Origin of the sequence: Curtobacterium sp. PhB146, from assembly GCF_004342995.1 — a bacterium.
Classification (GTDB): Bacteria; Actinomycetota; Actinomycetes; order Actinomycetales; family Microbacteriaceae; genus Curtobacterium.
The window spans coordinates 547,808-562,649 of the sequence record NZ_SMBN01000003.1 but is presented as its reverse complement, the minus strand read 5'-3'; the positions used below and the strand labels follow the sequence as shown (position 1 = coordinate 562,649).

The 14,842-nt window shown below is 71.2% G+C and carries 13 protein-coding genes; 4 read left to right on the top strand and 9 right to left on the bottom strand.

Translation table 11 applies throughout. The annotated features are described in order from the left end of the window. Nucleotides 1–21: 21 nt before the first annotated feature. From EDF33_RS14735 to EDF33_RS14725, 3 genes are all read right to left on the bottom strand, one after another. On the bottom strand, nucleotides 22–1,602 hold the full coding sequence (locus EDF33_RS14735) for a Na+/H+ antiporter (RefSeq protein ID WP_131846864.1): 1,581 nt from the start codon (nucleotides 1,600–1,602) through the stop codon (nucleotides 22–24). An 80-nt stretch (nucleotides 1,603–1,682) separates the two neighbouring features. Further along, nucleotides 1,683–2,177 (bottom strand): MarR family transcriptional regulator, encoded by a 495-nt coding sequence (locus tag EDF33_RS14730; RefSeq protein WP_123292749.1) that lies wholly within the window; start codon nucleotides 2,175–2,177, stop codon nucleotides 1,683–1,685. Continuing rightward, on the bottom strand, nucleotides 2,174–5,146 hold the full coding sequence (locus EDF33_RS14725) for a glycosyl hydrolase (protein WP_132100412.1): 2,973 nt from the start codon (nucleotides 5,144–5,146) through the stop codon (nucleotides 2,174–2,176). Before EDF33_RS14725 ends, EDF33_RS14730 begins: the two co-directional genes overlap by 4 nt. A 216-nt stretch (nucleotides 5,147–5,362) precedes the next feature. Between EDF33_RS14725 and EDF33_RS14720 the strand changes: the two genes are divergently transcribed. Then, entirely contained in the window at nucleotides 5,363–6,703 is a 1,341-nt protein-coding gene (locus EDF33_RS14720; protein WP_243692459.1) for an MFS transporter, read from the top strand. Between the two features lies 1 nt (nucleotide 6,704). Here EDF33_RS14720 and EDF33_RS14715 read toward each other — a convergent pair whose 3' ends face one another. The 6 genes from EDF33_RS14715 to EDF33_RS14690 form a co-directional block, all read right to left on the bottom strand. Next, entirely contained in the window at nucleotides 6,705–7,850 is a 1,146-nt protein-coding gene (locus EDF33_RS14715; protein WP_131879978.1) for a DUF475 domain-containing protein, read from the bottom strand. Between the two features lie 147 nt (nucleotides 7,851–7,997). Continuing rightward, entirely contained in the window at nucleotides 7,998–9,566 is a 1,569-nt protein-coding gene (locus EDF33_RS14710; RefSeq protein WP_185002989.1) for a UDP-N-acetylglucosamine 1-carboxyvinyltransferase, read from the bottom strand. Between the two features lie 108 nt (nucleotides 9,567–9,674). Further along, nucleotides 9,675–10,424, bottom strand: coding sequence for an anti-sigma factor (locus tag EDF33_RS14705; RefSeq protein WP_132100411.1), 750 nt, complete (start codon nucleotides 10,422–10,424; stop codon nucleotides 9,675–9,677). After that, nucleotides 10,421–10,966, bottom strand: coding sequence for a sigma-70 family RNA polymerase sigma factor (locus EDF33_RS14700; RefSeq protein WP_131879981.1), 546 nt, complete (start codon nucleotides 10,964–10,966; stop codon nucleotides 10,421–10,423). The genes EDF33_RS14705 and EDF33_RS14700 overlap by 4 nt, the downstream gene beginning before the upstream one ends. A 68-nt stretch (nucleotides 10,967–11,034) precedes the next feature. Beyond that, entirely contained in the window at nucleotides 11,035–11,634 is a 600-nt protein-coding gene (locus tag EDF33_RS14695) for a class F sortase (protein WP_132100410.1), read from the bottom strand. A 50-nt stretch (nucleotides 11,635–11,684) separates the two neighbouring features. Next, nucleotides 11,685–12,524 (bottom strand): DUF4397 domain-containing protein, encoded by an 840-nt coding sequence (locus EDF33_RS14690; protein WP_131879985.1) that lies wholly within the window; start codon nucleotides 12,522–12,524, stop codon nucleotides 11,685–11,687. A gap of 239 nt (nucleotides 12,525–12,763) precedes the next feature. Here EDF33_RS14690 and EDF33_RS14685 point away from each other — a divergent pair, with 239 nt between their 5' ends. Genes EDF33_RS14685 through EDF33_RS14675 form a run of 3 tightly spaced genes read left to right on the top strand, consistent with a single transcriptional unit; the run spans nucleotide 12,764 to nucleotide 14,803 of the window. Continuing rightward, the gene (locus tag EDF33_RS14685; protein ID WP_123938088.1) at nucleotides 12,764–13,045 is read left to right on the top strand and encodes a flagellar FlbD family protein; all 282 of its coding nucleotides are present in this window, start codon (nucleotides 12,764–12,766) and stop codon (nucleotides 13,043–13,045) included. 1 nt (nucleotide 13,046) lies between these two features. After that, nucleotides 13,047–13,871: a MotA/TolQ/ExbB proton channel family protein gene (locus EDF33_RS14680; RefSeq protein WP_123339575.1), complete on the top strand. Its 825-nt coding sequence runs from the start codon at nucleotides 13,047–13,049 to the stop codon at nucleotides 13,869–13,871. 2 nt (nucleotides 13,872–13,873) lie between these two features. Continuing rightward, nucleotides 13,874–14,803, top strand: coding sequence for a flagellar motor protein MotB (locus EDF33_RS14675; RefSeq protein ID WP_132100409.1), 930 nt, complete (start codon nucleotides 13,874–13,876; stop codon nucleotides 14,801–14,803). Nucleotides 14,804–14,842 lie beyond the last annotated feature (39 nt).

Sequence of the window (14,842 nt, the reverse complement as noted above, 5' to 3'; positions counted from 1 at the left end):
ACCGCCCCGTCCGGTGTCCCGCTACGCGGGGGTGATGCCGTCGAGTCGCGCCTCTTCCGCGTCGTAGCCGGCGCGGACCTGGCGGAGCACCAGGTCGTCGATCTCGTCCGAGTCACGGAGCCGCAGCAGGGTCGCGGCCTTGTGCTGCACCAGGGCGAGCTCGAGCGCGACGGCGGTGTCGTGCCGCTGCACCGCCGGGTGCTCGTCGTCGTCCTCCTCGCGCGCCTGGATGACGTCCAGGTGCGCCTCGTAGTCCTTGCGCACCCGGTCGACGGTGGCCTGGTCGGCTCCGGTCGACCGTGCCAACCGCGGCAGGGCGTCGAGGGCCTCCTCGATCGCGGTCCGCTCGGCGTAGCGACGTTCCTCACCGACCGACTCGTCCTCGGGCAGCGCAGCCCGCCGCAGGACCGCCGGCAGCACGAGTGCCTGACCGACGATGGTGACGACGACCACGCCCGCCGTGACGAAGACGATGAGGTCGCGGTCCGGGAAGTCCGCTCCGGACTCCAGAACGCGGGGGACGGCGACGGCCATCGCCAGCGAGACCGCGCCGCGGAACCCGGCGAAGCCGCTCACGAGCCGGTCGCGGTGGCCCTCGCGGGGCGCGCCTCCCGTGCGACGGGTGACGAGCCAGACGGTGCCGCCCGCGGCGTTGAGGAACGCGAACCGGACCACGACGAGCACGACCGCGACGGCCAGGACGACGCCGACGGCGCGGAGCAGCTCGGACGGCGTCAGCGCCCGGGCCGCGACCATCGCCTCGATGCCGACCAGGACGAACAGTGCACCGTTGAGCAGGAACGTCAGGAACGACCAGAAGGCGCGGACCTGCTGCCGGGTCTCGGCGCGGTCGAGCTTCGGCCCGACCTGGCTGACGACGATGCCGGCCGCCACCACGGCGAGCACACCGGAGGCGCCGATCGCCTCGGCAGCCAGGAACGCACCGAACGGCACGAGGAGCGTGACGAGGTTCTCGAGCACCACGGTGTCGACCCGGCGCAGCACGAGCGTGCCGACCCACGCCGCGGCGAGCCCCGCGGCGACCCCACCGAGGTACGACAGGACGAGCATCCCCGACACGCCCCAGAACGTGAGTTCCTGCGTGCCCACCGTGACGGCGACCGCGATGCCGTAGACGACGAGGGTCGTGCCGTCGTTCACCAGGCTCTCCGCCCGCAGCACGGTGACGTTCCGGCGCGGCAGCATCTTCGTGAGCACTCCGACCGCGGTCGCGTCGGTCGGGGCCACGGCGGCGCCGAGCACCCAGGCCGGACCCCACGGCATGCCGAGCAGGTGGAGCAGGACGGCGACGGCGCCCGCCGTGGCGACGACGAGCAGCGTGCCCATCAGGACGATGCCGCGCAGGTTCTTCCGGATCTCGCGCAGCGACGTCGTCAGACTCTCCCAGTACAGGAGCGCCGGCAGGAACAACAGCAGGACGGCGTCGGCCGGCAGCTCGACGTCCGCGAACTCCGGCACGAAGGCCAGCGCAGCGCCGAAGACGAGCAGCAGGACCGGAGGGGCCACCCGGATCCGGTCCGCGATCCCCGCCGTCAGTGCGATGGCGAGGCCGAGGACGACCACCAGTTCAGGACCCAGCACGTGCACTCCTCGTTCGACCGACACTCCAGTCAACGCGGCCGACGGTGATCGTGCACACGGGTGCCGGAGCGACGCTCGGCTCAGGACCCGTTCGCCGCGTCGTGTCGCAGGCGCGCGAGCACCCGCCGGAGGGCGTCGACGTCCTTCGGACCCCAGTGGGCGAGGACCGCATCGAGGTCCTGGCTGAGCTGGTCGCTGATCCGCTCGCCGTACCCGCGGCCCTCGGCGGTGAGCGCGATCAACACGCTGCGCTCGTCATCGGGAGCCGGTACCCGTACCACGAGCCCGATGTCCTCGAGCCGGTTCGCGATCTTCGTGAGGTTGGCACGACCGGTGCCCAACGCCCCCGCGAGCACGCTCGGCTTCGTCGCGCCGCGGTAGGTCAGCTGGTTGACCACCAGGAACATCGACAGATCGGCCACCGGGAAGTCGATCGCGGTCATCATGCGCTGCCGGACCTGCGGGCTGTCCGCCCAGTGCACGATGCCCGCGAGCGCGACCCGGATGTCGAACGGGTCGGGGGTGATGACGGGGCGCAGGTCCACACCGCTCGGTCGTCCGCCGCGACGGGTCATCCGACCACCAGACGAACGGGACCGAGCAGGCCGTGGTCGCGGACGTGTGTCGTCTGCACCGCGTCGGGGTCGCCGAGCAGCTGCGCGATGACGTCGGGGACGTCCTCGTAGTACCCGCGGGCGAGCAACCGGTTGTTGAGTGAGCTGGCGACCCGCACGACCACCGTGTTCTCTCCCACGCGCAGGTCGTCGGTGACGTCGACCACCGGGTGCGAGGTGTCGAACCCGCGTGCCGGTCCGCCGTTGAGCACGACCGAACCGAGCCCGCCGGCCGTCGACCCGAGGTCGAGCAGGAACCGGGCGCCGTCGTCGTCCACCGTGTCGACGGAGAACGACGTGGCGTACTCGCCGACCCCGGAGACCTCCGGTCCCACGGCGGGCAGGTCCTTCCACGGACGGAGCGGACCGGTACCGGCGTCGAGTCGTCGGACGTCGGTCAGCGGCCGGACCTCGCGCGTGACGTAGCCGTGGCCGCGGTCCTCGGTGATGAGCTCCTCACCGCCCGCGTCCCAGCTCTCGACCGCGATCCGCCAGTCGGTCATCTCGACGACGACGTCGGTCGTCGTGCGTCCGCCGAGCCGGGCGTCGAGTGCGGTCTCGCGCGCAGGCCCGCTGCGGTCGAGCGTGAACAGCGCGGTCTCACCGGGCGCGAGGTCCACGGTGACGATCGTCCGGTCGCCCTCGGTCCGTGCGGCCGGGTGGGGGAACACCGCGCCGGACCAGGCGTCGACGCGGTACACCGCGCCGGTGCCGGGCAGCGCGACCTCCACGGTGGTCGCCGAGGTCGTCTCGTACAGGAAGTGGTACAGGTACACGTGCAGCAGGTCACCGTCCTCGCGCAGGTGCGACAGGACGCTCCGGTCCTCCGTCACGAACTCGGCGCGGCCGGTCACGCCGAGGCCGCGCAGGGCGGCGACGGTGTCGGCGGCGTCGTCGATCGCGGTCACCGACGGCAGGGCCAGCAGCCGCTCGACGGTGTCCGCGAGCTCGGCGTCGCGTCCGTCGAGGCCCGGGGTGCGGGCGGCCGCTCGGGGGTGGTGCGTGTCCGTCCCGGCGATCAGCGACTTGAGCTCACGCGTGCCGTGCACGACGAGGATCCGCACGCCGTCCTCGGCCCAGGCGAGCAGGCGTGCTGCGACGTCGGCATCGAGCGCGCTCTGGAAGACGAGCAGTGCCTGGTACCCGGGGCCGTCCGGTTGCACCAGGCCGCCGTCCACCCGGACGTCGTCGCGGAGCAGCAGCGACCCGTCGAGGAACTCGTACGTCCACCCGGCGTCCTGCATGCCGAGGTCGCGCCACCAGTGGTTCTGCCGGTCGCGCATCCAGTACTGGCCGTAGGCGACCTCGTCGGGGACGCGGCCACCGTCGGCGTCGCGGAACACCATGCCGGACGCGTTGTCGGTGAAGTGGTCGGTGTGCAGGATGCCGACGTCGATCCGCGGGCGTCCCTGGCGCAGGACGTACTGGTACCGGCCGATCGCGTCGTTCCAGAGCGGGTAGAACTCGGCAGCGGGCTGCCGGGCGTCGAAGCGCTCCGAGAACATGCTCCACATGCCCTCGTGTCCCGGCCAGCTCGTGACGCCCTCGGCGCCCGTGGTGCTCGCCCAGCCGTGCAGGACGGTCTTCGTGATGCCGGCGGCGAGCTGCGTCGCGACGATCTGGTCGGTGAACCGGTGGTCGAGCATGTGGTTGCGGGTCGTCGCACCGGTCTCCGACGAGTACTGCTTGCCGAACAGGTGCGCCGGCCCTGCGAGCAGCCGGTACGCGTCGATCTGGGCGGCGAACTCGAGCGACTCCGTCTCGATCCCGTCGACCTCCGGCCCGGGGCGCGTCAACTCGAACGGCAGCCCGTAGCTGATCTCGGACCGCAGCGTCATGCCGTTGGCGTGCAGGAACGCCGCGAACGGGCGCAGCATGTTCTCGATGTACAGGTCGGTGAGCGTCCGGACGTAGTCGAAGCGGACCTTCTCGACGTCGACCGCCCGGTCCGGCACCGGTTCGGCGTGGTACGTGGTGCTCGACGCCATGAACGGGGCGCTGCGGGTCAGGAACGGCAGCCACGGCGTGATCGGGTAGCCGCGGCGCGTCCGGAACTCCTCGGCGACGTGCGCTCCCCAGAAGAGGCCACCGGCGCCGTAGGTCGACAGCTCGAGGGAGTCCATGTACATCTGGGCACGGGGGTTGCGGGCGATCTCGGCGCGGAGCTCAGCGGTCAGGACGACGTGTTCCCAGTAGTCGATCACGGCGTCGACGCCCGCTCGCTCCAGGTAGTTCACCGTCCAGTTGACCGTCGCCGACGGTGACGCCGTCTGGCCGGTGCCGTGGCTCCAGAACGTGGACAAGCGCCACGTGCCGCCCTCCGGTGCGGTCCAGTCGAGCGCCTCGTCGGTGACCGCGCTGGTCAGGTCCACCACCGAGCCGGGGTCCAGCACGGTCGCGGCGCCGGAACCGGCGGAGTCCGGGACGACGCGCGTCGCGACCACCGCGACGAGCGTCTGGACGCGCACCGTCCCGCGTTCACCGGGGAGCGTCGTGTGTGCGATCGGCGCGTCGAGGTCGATCCGACGGAGCGCACCCGAGCGGCTCGTCCCGCCGGGCAGGTCCTCGTGCACGACGTCGAGTTCCTGCGCAGCGGCGGGGTGGTCTGCGTCGATCGTCGGCAGGTTCGCGTTCGACCAGTTCGTCCCGGACGTGAAGCTGACCGACATGCCCCTGGCGGTGGTCTCCTCGACGACGATCTGCGAGTCGTGCACCCACTCCTCGGATCCCCAGCCGTACCGGCCGTGGTCGATCGCTCCTTCGTCCATCGCCAGGAACTCCATGCCGCCGAACCCGAGTGCGTGGGCGGTGTCGACCTCGCGTCGGAGGGTCACATCGGTGTGCAGGCCCTCGGCGAGCCACCACCGCAGCTCCGGACGGTACTCGATGGCCGGATGGGCGACGCCACGGGCGAGGTGCTCGATCGACATGGTGTTCTCCTCGGGAACGCGCGGCGACGGTGCCGCTGCGATGACCGTAGGTTCTGGGATTCGCAGAAGTCAATGTCCTCAGGAAACGAACAGCGAGGCTGTGGGCAGCAGGCGGAGTGAACGATCCTTGCGGTTGCGGCACTCGGCGAGCTACAGTGCCGCCGACCGGTTGAACCGTTTCATCCGGTGTTCGGCCGACGTTCAAAGGAGAACGCAGTGAACCGACCCCAGCAGCCCGCCCGGCGACCGCACCCCTGGTGGGTCGCCGTCGTCTCGGGGATGGCCTCGTACATCGACGCGGCCGCGATCGTGAGTTCCGGCACCGCGCTCGTCCTGTACCAGCAGTCGATCGGCATCACCGGCACGCAGATCGGGGTGCTCTCCGGCGCGCTCACGTTCTGCATCGCGATCGGCGCGCTCTCCGGCGGCCGGCTCGGTGACCTGTTCGGTCGTCGGGCGGTGTTCATCGTGACGATGGCGATGACCGTCGTCGGTGCGGGGGTCCTGGTGGCGAGCCCGGCGTTCGCGGGGCTGCTCATCGGCACGATCCTCGTCGGCCTCGGCACCGGAGCGGACCTGCCGGTCTCGCTCGCGACGATCTCCGAGGCGGCGACCGACGAGAACCGGGGTAAGCTCGTCGGCTTCTCCCAGGTGCTCTGGTTCGCCGGGATCCTGGCGACCTACGCCATCTCGGCGGGCGTCGGGGACCTCGGCCGCACCGGTGGTCAGATCATGTTCGCGCACGTCGGGGTCGTCGCACTCGTCGTGATGGTCCTGCGCTTCACGATCCCGGAGTCCACCACGTGGTCCGACGCCCATGCCGAGAAGGCCGCGGGCGTACACACCGTCCGTGCTGCCCGCCACGGCATCCGCGACGTGCTGACGCAGCGCATCTTCCTGCTGCCGTTCCTGTCCCTGCTGGTCTTCTACACGTTGACGAACCTCGGTGCGAACACCGGCGGGCAGTTCGGCGCCTACGTGGCCGTCAACGTCGTCGGGCTGTCGGTGCCGTTCTTCTCGACGATGAACCTGGTCAGCGTGCCGATCGGGATGCTGCTCGCGTTCTGGTTCATGCGCATCGTCGACGGTCGGCTGCGGATGCCGTTCTACATCGTCGGCGCCGTGTGCCTCGTGGTGAGCTACGGCCTGCCGCTCGTGTTCGGCTTCTCGCTGCCGACCCTCGTCGCGATGCTCGCGTTCGGCGCGGTGGGCAACGCGTTCGCCTTCGAGGCGATCATGAAGGTCTGGTCACAGGAGTCGTTCCCGACGTTGCTCCGCGGTTCGGTCCAGGGCACGATCATCGCGGTGGCCCGGATCGCCGCGGCGCTGCTGGCGTTCGTGACCCCGCTGCTCCTCGACCACCCCGAGGTCATGTACGGCATCCTCACGGCGCTCGTCGCGGTCGGTGTCGTGGTCGGGTGGCTCGGGTTCCGGCACGCGGTCTTCGACGCGTTCTCGATCGAGGGCAAGGACCTCGCCGACGCGCAGGAGGCACTCTTCGCCGCCGGTGTCCGCGATGACGCTCCCGCAGCCGCCGCTCGCCGCGACCACCGCTGACTCACGGAGCGAGGCCGCTGCTGCTGCGCGACCTCGCGGACCCCCGCGCCACCCGCCGCCACCACGCCCGCCACGGCAACGAGCTCGCGAGCGCCGAACCGATCACCACGCTGCCGAACCAGGCGACGACGACCCCGGGGATCGGCACGAGCAGGCTCGCCCACAGCAGCACCGCGAGCACTCCGAGCACGTACGCCGCCCCGGCCTTCAGGTACCGCAGCCGCTTCAGTCCCGCGGCCTCGTCCAACCGTGAGGTCAACCGCGCCAGGAACACGGCACCGACGCCGATCGCCGCCACCGCGACCGCCGCCTGTTCGAGCGCTCCGAGGCCGTCGGCGCCGAGGGTCCCGGACCCGGACAGGCTGTACACGCCGTCCAGGATCTCGAACAGCATGAACACCACGAGCCCCCGCTCGAACACGACGGTCGACGCGTGGGCGTGGATCCGCCAGGCACCCCGCCCGACCCCGATCGACGCGGTGTCCGAGCCGACCCCGTCGAGCGCCCAGGCGGCGACGCGCTTCGACCCGAGGTACGCGACGATGCCCGCCGCACCGCCGAGCACGACCGGCAGCAGGGCACCCGGCGACCATGCGCGGTCGACGCCGACGAGGACGGCCGTGACGGCGACCCCCGTCGCAGCGGTGACCAGGGACCAGACGCGAGGACGCGCGACGGCGGCGAGCCGGGCCTCCAGGCGGCCCAGCCAGGACCTGCGCGACGCACGGTCGGTGTTGAACAGGTACTCGGCGAACACGAGCCAGATGAAGGCGGCGCCGAAGGCGGCGAGGGCGGGGCGCACCTCGGCGAGGTGCGCCGAGAACGAGCCGGGGGCGAAGACGGCTTCCTGCACGGAGCTCGCGGGGTCGGTCGCGTCGCCGACCGCGACGGCAGCCGGCGGCAGGAGCAGCCGCATCGCGAGGACGCCTGCGACGATCCCGAGCGACAGGAACAGGCGCCGGGCGGGGGAGTGCAGCCGTCCCGCGATGCCGGCCATCGGCACCGACGAGTCGGCGGCCATCGCGATCTCGAGGAGCGCGAGCGCGACGAACGCCAGCGCGGCGGCGGGGCCGAGGACGAACCAGGCCGCCGCGGCGGCCGCGACGGTGATGGACAGGGGGACGGTCAAGAGCGATCTCGTGGCCATCACCCCATCCAGCACCGGTCGCCTGGATGGGTGGTGGAGCGCTCCTGCGCATCAGCCTGGAGGCACGGGTCGATCCGCGCAGAACGGGTGACGGCCCGTCCCCACTTGCGGGGACGGGCCGTCGGGTCACGCGGGCAGGCGGTCGCCTCAGTCGTGGAAGGTCTCGATGGACGCGCCGAGGGAGTTCAGCCGTTCCTGCAGCTGCTCGTAGCCGCGGGCGATGATGCCCACGTTGCGCAGGACGCTCTCGCCCTTCGCCGCGAGCATCGCCAGCAGGATGACCACCGCGGGGCGGAGGGCCGGCGGGCAGCTGATCTCGGCACCGGAGAAGTGCGTCGGACCGGTGACGTCGAGGCGGTGCGGGTCGCGCAGGGTGACGCTCGCGCCGAGGCGGGTCAGGTCGAGCAGGTGGATCGCCCGGCCCTCGTAGACCCAGTCGTGCACGAGCGTGGTGCCCTCGGCCATCGCGGCGATGACCACGAAGAACGGCAGGTTGTCGATGTTCAGCCCGGGGAACGGCATCGCGTGGATCTTGTCGATCGGGGCGTGCAGCTCGGACGGGTGCACGGTGATGTCGACCAGGCGGGTGCGGCCGTTCGCGGCGGGGTACTCGTCGGTGACGTCGAACCGCAGGCCCATCTCGGCCAGGGTCGCGAGCTCGATCTCGAGGAACTCGATCGGCGCTCGGGTGACGGTGAGCGTGGAGTCGGTGACGATGCCGGCGGTCAGCAGGCTCATGGCCTCGACCGGGTCCTCGCTCGGCCAGTAGTCCACGACCTCGTCGATGCGGCTCTTGCCGGTGATGCGGAGCGTCGTGGTGCCGATGCCCTCGACCTGCACCCCGAGCAGCTCGAGGAAGAAGCAGAGGTCCTGCACCATGTAGTTGGGGCTGGCGTTGCGGATGACGGTCTCGCCGTCGCGGGCGGCCGCGGCGAGGATCGCGTTCTCGGTGACGGTGTCGCCGCGCTCGGTGAGGACGACGGACTTCGTGGGGACGTCCTGGTTCGCGACGCCGACCTCGTACCAGCCGGAGGTCGCCTCGACGTCGACGCCGAAGGGGCGCAGCGCGATGAGGTGCGGCTCGACCGTGCGGGTGCCGAGGTCGCAGCCACCGGCGTACGGGAGCCGGAAGGACTCGTACCGGCCGCTGAGCGGACCGAGGAACATCAGGACGCTGCGGGTGCGGCGGGCGGCGTCGGCGTCGATCGCGTCGAGGTGCAGGTCGGACGGTGCGACGATCTCGAGGGTCTCGCCGTCCTCGGACCACGTGACGCTCGCGCCGAGGCTGCGGAGGACGTCGATGATCCGGTCGACCTCGACGATCCTGGCGACCTTGTGCAGGCGGGTGACGCCGCGGTTGAGCAGCGAGGCGCAGAGCAGCGCGACGGCAGCGTTCTTGCTCGAGTTGACGGCGATGGAGCCGCTGAGCTTCCGGCCGCCCTGCACGCGCAGGTGGGCACGCTGCGGGGCGCCGCCGATCGAGACGATCTGCTGGTCGAGGGCGTCGCTGATGCGGGTGAGCATCTCGAGGGACAGGTTCTGGCCGCCCTGTTCGATGCGGTTGATCGCGCTCTGGCTGGTGCCGACGCGTTCGGCGAGCTGCGCCTGGGTCATGCTGCGGCCCTTGCGGGCGCCCCGGATGAGGGCACCGACCTCGCGGAGCGGGGCGGCGGATGCCGGGGTGGCCGGCGAGACGACGGTGGTGGTGTCGGACATGGCGCCAACGTAACACGCTCATGAGATAAAACGACTGGAGAACGACACCCGTTGCGCGCCCCGAGGTCTCGAATACGTCACAGCTGAGAATTCGGGGGACGAAGACGCTCAGGGATCGGTCAGCGTCCCGCGCACGATCGAGTCGCCGGAGTGCGCCGGGTCGCCGTCGTCCGCTTCGGCGGAGACGTCGACCACGGGGAACCGCGCGGTGTCCAGGTCGGCGGGCACGGTGAAGGTGCCGCGGTCGCCGTCCAGGTAGCCGACGCTCACCAGGCCGGCGAGGTCGGACCGCATCATCCAGACCTCGCGGAGCGGACCGGTACCGGATCGACCGCGTTCACCGTGCAGGTCGACCGCGAGCGTCACCCGCCCGTCCCGGTCGCGTTCGAGTTCGGCGGTACCGGACGTGCCGGACCAGCCGGGGAGCGCCGCGAGTTCGGTGTTCGCGAGGACGGTCTCGGTGCCCCCACGGGGCAACCCGGGGACGACGCCGGTCGCCACGCCGATGCCCAGGACGACCGCGAGGACGCCGGCACCCGCGATCAGGACCGTCACGAGACGACGAAGACGCGTGGCCGACCGGGGTCGACGGGACACGACGTGGGACCGCGGGTCGACGGGGGCGGTCACCTGCTGCGGCGTCTGCGCGATCTCGGCCGCGATCCGGTCCCACACGTGGTCCGGTGGCGCGATGAGCTCGAGGTCGTCGGACGCCCGCGTGACGGCGGCGACCCGCTGCAGCACGGCGACCTCGTCGCGGCACCGGGCGCAGGACGCCAGGTGTTCGGCGACGTCGTCCTCAGCCACCTGGTCGGAGACCGCGAGCATCGCCAGGGTCTCGTCGTCGACGTGCTTCATTCGATCACCTCCAGACGTGTTCGGAGCCGAGCCAGACTCCGGTGGATGTGGCTCTTCACGGTGCCCAGCGGCAGGTCGAGCCGTTCGGCGATCTCACGATGGCTGAGGTCGTCGTAGAACGCCAGTCGCATCACTCGTCTCGGTGTCTCGTCGAGTCGGTCGAGCTCGCCCGCGACCAGTGCGCGCTCCGCCAGGTCGAACGCCGGTTCCGGTGCGGGCGTCGTCGCTTCGACGACTTCGGGGTCGGCTGCGCTGGCGTGCCGACGGCGATCGTTCAGGGCGTCGACGATGCAGTTGCGGGTGATGCCGACCAGCCAGGCGCCGAGCGGACCCCTGGCAGGGTCGTAGCTGGCGCTCCGCTGCCAGGCCTTCACGAAGACCTGCTGCGTGACGTCCTCCGCGGCTGCCGGGTCCGACAGCGCCCGCAGGGCCAAGGAGTACACGAGCGACGACCAGCGTTCGTAGACGGCGCGCAGGGCGCGCTCGCCCCCGGCGCTGAACGCGTCGGAGAGTTCGCCGTCGTCCGGGAGGATGGTCGTCACGTCTTCCTGTCGCTGGTGCGGTCGTCGTCGACCACGACCTGATCGTAAGCGGCCGTCGGTCGCCTCGGTCAGATCGGTGCCGCGGTGACGACGAGGTTGCTCTCGTAGTGTCCGGTGCTCGTGTCGAACCGGCCGCCGCACGTGACCAGGACGAGTCGGCGCGGTCCGTCGTCGCGGAACACGTCTCCCCAGGGGAGGCCCTGCTTCTCGAGCGTGCTGACGGAGTCGATCCGCCACCGGGTGTCGGCACCGGCAGCGTCGGTGAGGGTGACCGTCGTCCCGCGGGGGACGTCCCGGAGCCGGGCGAAGGGTCCGATACCGTACCCGACGGCGTCGACGTGGGCGGCGAGCACGACGGTGCCCTCCGGTGACGACGGCGCTGGGCCGAACCGGTACCACCCGGCGGTCGCGGGGTCGGGCGGGAGGCCCATCGCCCCGCTGCCGTCGACGCCCTCGGGCTGGACGGGGGCGCTGATGCCGTCGTGGTCGACGACGATGCCGGTCGGAGCCGGTGCGCGCCGGACCGGGGGGATGGTGGCTGCCTGCTGCGGCACCGCGGTCGAGAACGCCGTCGGGACCGGAGTGGGGGTGCTCGTCGGCAGGGCGGGCGGCTGCCCGTCGGGGGCGTATCCGGCCGACGAGCACCCGGTCAGGGATGCGACCGCCACGGCGACGACGATGGCCGTCACCGTGACGGACCGCACTGGGAACCGCACGTTCAGCGGCGGGCCGCTGCGGTGCGTCGACGGAGCAGCACGGCACCGATCGCGGCGGCTGCGGCCAGGGCCGCTGCAGCACCACCGACGAGCGGCAGGGAGTCCTGACCGTTCGTGGCCACCAGACCCGCGTTGCCGGCGGGGACACCGTTCGGCGTGCCACCGAGGTCCGAGATCGTCTGCGTGGCGAGCGCGAGGTTCGAGTCGTCCAGGCTGCCCCACGCGTACACGATGGTGTCGGCGCCGGCCGTGACCGCGACGTCTGCCGGGCCGATCACGGGGTCGGTCGTCCCGGTCGCGGCGACGGTCGCCGAGACCGTGCCGGCCGCCAGTTCCAGTGCCTGCTCGTCCGGGTTCGACAGGTTCGTGACGACGGCCTTCCCGCCGGCGAGGACGTCGACCGCGGGTGCGGCCGCGACGTGCCGGACGACGAGACGCCCCTGGCCGGCGGGCACGGCGGAGGTGTCGTTGGTGAACACCGTGGCGGTCGGTGATCCGTCCGCCGCGTCGTGTGCGACCGCGGTGTAGTTGCCGCCCGCGTCGAACGAGACGTCCGCCGGTCCGATGATCGGCTTCGACGCGTCGGCGGCGTCCGAGGCGGTGATGGCGAGTTGGTGTGCACCTGCCGGCACCATCATCGGACCGGCGAGGGTGCCGGGAGTGAAGTCGTCGATCGCCCGCTTCCCGTCGAGGTACACGTCCACGGTGACGTCCGGGACGGCGTGGAGGACCGAGAGTGTCGCCTCACCGGTGGCGGCGGTCGCGGCGGTGGCGGGCAGTACGACCGCGGCGGCCGCGAACAGCACACCGGCGCTCAGGCCGGTGACGAGTGTCTTGCGCATGGCGTTCTCCTTCGGGCCGGTCCGGGCCGGAGCGGACGGCGTCGTCATCGACGTCGTACCCCCACTACCTGCCGTGGACCCCGATCGGATGCACCGGATCCGTGCGGATCAGCCGAGCCGCCGCCAGACCGCTGCTAACGCCCCGGCCCCACCCGCCGATAGACCTCCGTGCAGGCCCACGGACGGGCGGCATCCCGCCCCACGGACGGCGGCGGGACGATCGAGAACCAGGACGGGCCATGATCGTCGTCACACGACTCAACGGCAGCGCATTCGCTGTCAACCCCGACCTCGTGGAGCGCATCCACGAGACGCCGGACACGACGCTCATCATGGTCGACGGGGCGAAGTACATCGTCCGCGAGTCCATGGCCGACGTCATCGACCTGATCGCCGCGTACCGCGCCCGCATCGTCGGCATGGCCTACGGCACCGACCTGCCGAACACGCGGAACGCCACCGGCCCCCAGCCGACGCTCGCTGCGGTCGCACCCCTCCGCACGCAGGACGGGGGACGCTGACGTGGACATCGCGACGATCATCGGGATCCTGCTCGCCTTCGGCGCCCTGTTCGGCATGGTCGAGATGGAGCACGTCGAGCTCGCCGGGCTGTTCCTGCCCGCGCCGATGCTGCTCGTGTTCGGTGCGACCATCGGCTGCGGGATCGCGAGCACCACGCTGAAGGACGCCATCGCGAGCTTCAAGGCCGTCCCGAAGGCGTTCACCGGCAAGGTCACGCCGCCGCAGTCGGTCATCGACGACGTCGTGGGCCTGGCGGAGACGGCTCGGTCGAACGGTCTGCTCGCCCTCGAGCAGGAGGCCGACAAGCACGACGACCCGTTCATGAAGAAGGCGTTGCAGAACATCGCGGACGGCACCGACGGTGACGAGCTGCGGATCCTGCTCGAGGACGAGATCGAGTCGAACGCGGCCCCCACGCGCAGTGCGAGTGCGTTCTTCATGGGACTCGGCGGCTTCGCCCCGACGGTCGGCATCATCGGCACCGTCGTGTCCCTGACCCACGTGCTCGCGAACCTCGGCAAGCCCGACGAGCTCGGTCCCCTCATCGCGAGCGCGTTCGTCGCGACCCTGTGGGGCCTGCTCACCGCGAACTTCATGTGGCTGCCGATCGGCGGCAAGCTCCGGAAGCTCGCACAGCTCGAGTCGGACCGCCAGACGCTCCTGATGGAAGGGCTGCTCGCGGTCCAGGCCGGCAGCCAGCCCCGCCTGCTCGGTGAACGCCTCAAGGCGATGGTGCCGCCGGCAGCGCGCACCGACACCTCGAAGAGCAAGGCCGGCAAGAACAAGCAAGACGCCGACGCCGACGACCAACAGCTGGCGGCCTGACGATGAGCGCCAACCCCCGTGGCCGTGGCCGCGGTCGTGCGAAGAAGGGCCACGACGAGGCCGAGCACCCCGACGAGCGCTGGATGGCGTCGTACATGGACATGATCACGGTGCTGATGTGCATGTTCCTGGTGCTGTTCGCCATGTCGACGGTCGACCAGGAGAAGTACATCGCCCTGAAGAACTCCCTGGCGACCGGCTTCGGCGAGGTCAAGTCGCAGAAGGTCGACACCGCCAGCGGCACGGTGGTGACGAAGGACCAGGTGGAGGACGGTTCCGGGTACTCCACCGACAAGTCGCAGGCCGACCACTCGACGGCGTCGTCCGGCACGAAGGACACCAACGTCGACCCCGCGTCGACCGTCGTGCCGGTGACCGCGACGAAGCAGGACCTCGCCGACGCCCAGAAGGAGCTCGACGACCTCACCGCGATCGAGCAGGCGATCAAGCAGAACCTCGCGAAGGCCGGCCAGACCGCGAACGTGCAGTTCACCGTCGACGCCCGTGGTCTGATCGTCCGCCTCGTCGGCAGTGAGACCTACTTCGGCACGAACAGCGCCGACCTGTCCGACCAGGCGAGGTCGATCATGGACGCGATCGCACCGGTCCTGCAGACGAGCCACCACGACGTCAGCGTCGAGGGGCACGCCGACCAGCGGAACTCGACGGCGCCGTACGCCACCAACTGGGAGCTCAGCGCAGCCCGGGCGACGGGGGTGCTGCGCGACCTCGTCGAGCGTGGCGGGATGCCGGGCGACCACGTGCAGAGCGTCGGCTTCGGGTCGAGCCGGCCGCTCGCGAAGGGCGGGACCGACCAGGACCTCGCCCTGAACCGACGGGTCGACATCGTGGTCCTGTCGAACGCCGACCAGGACGTCAGCGCGCTGATGCCGGCGCTGGCGAAGGCGCAGGACGGAGCACGCCAGGGCTGACGCACGACCGACGGGGCTGGAGACCCCGCATCCCCAGTA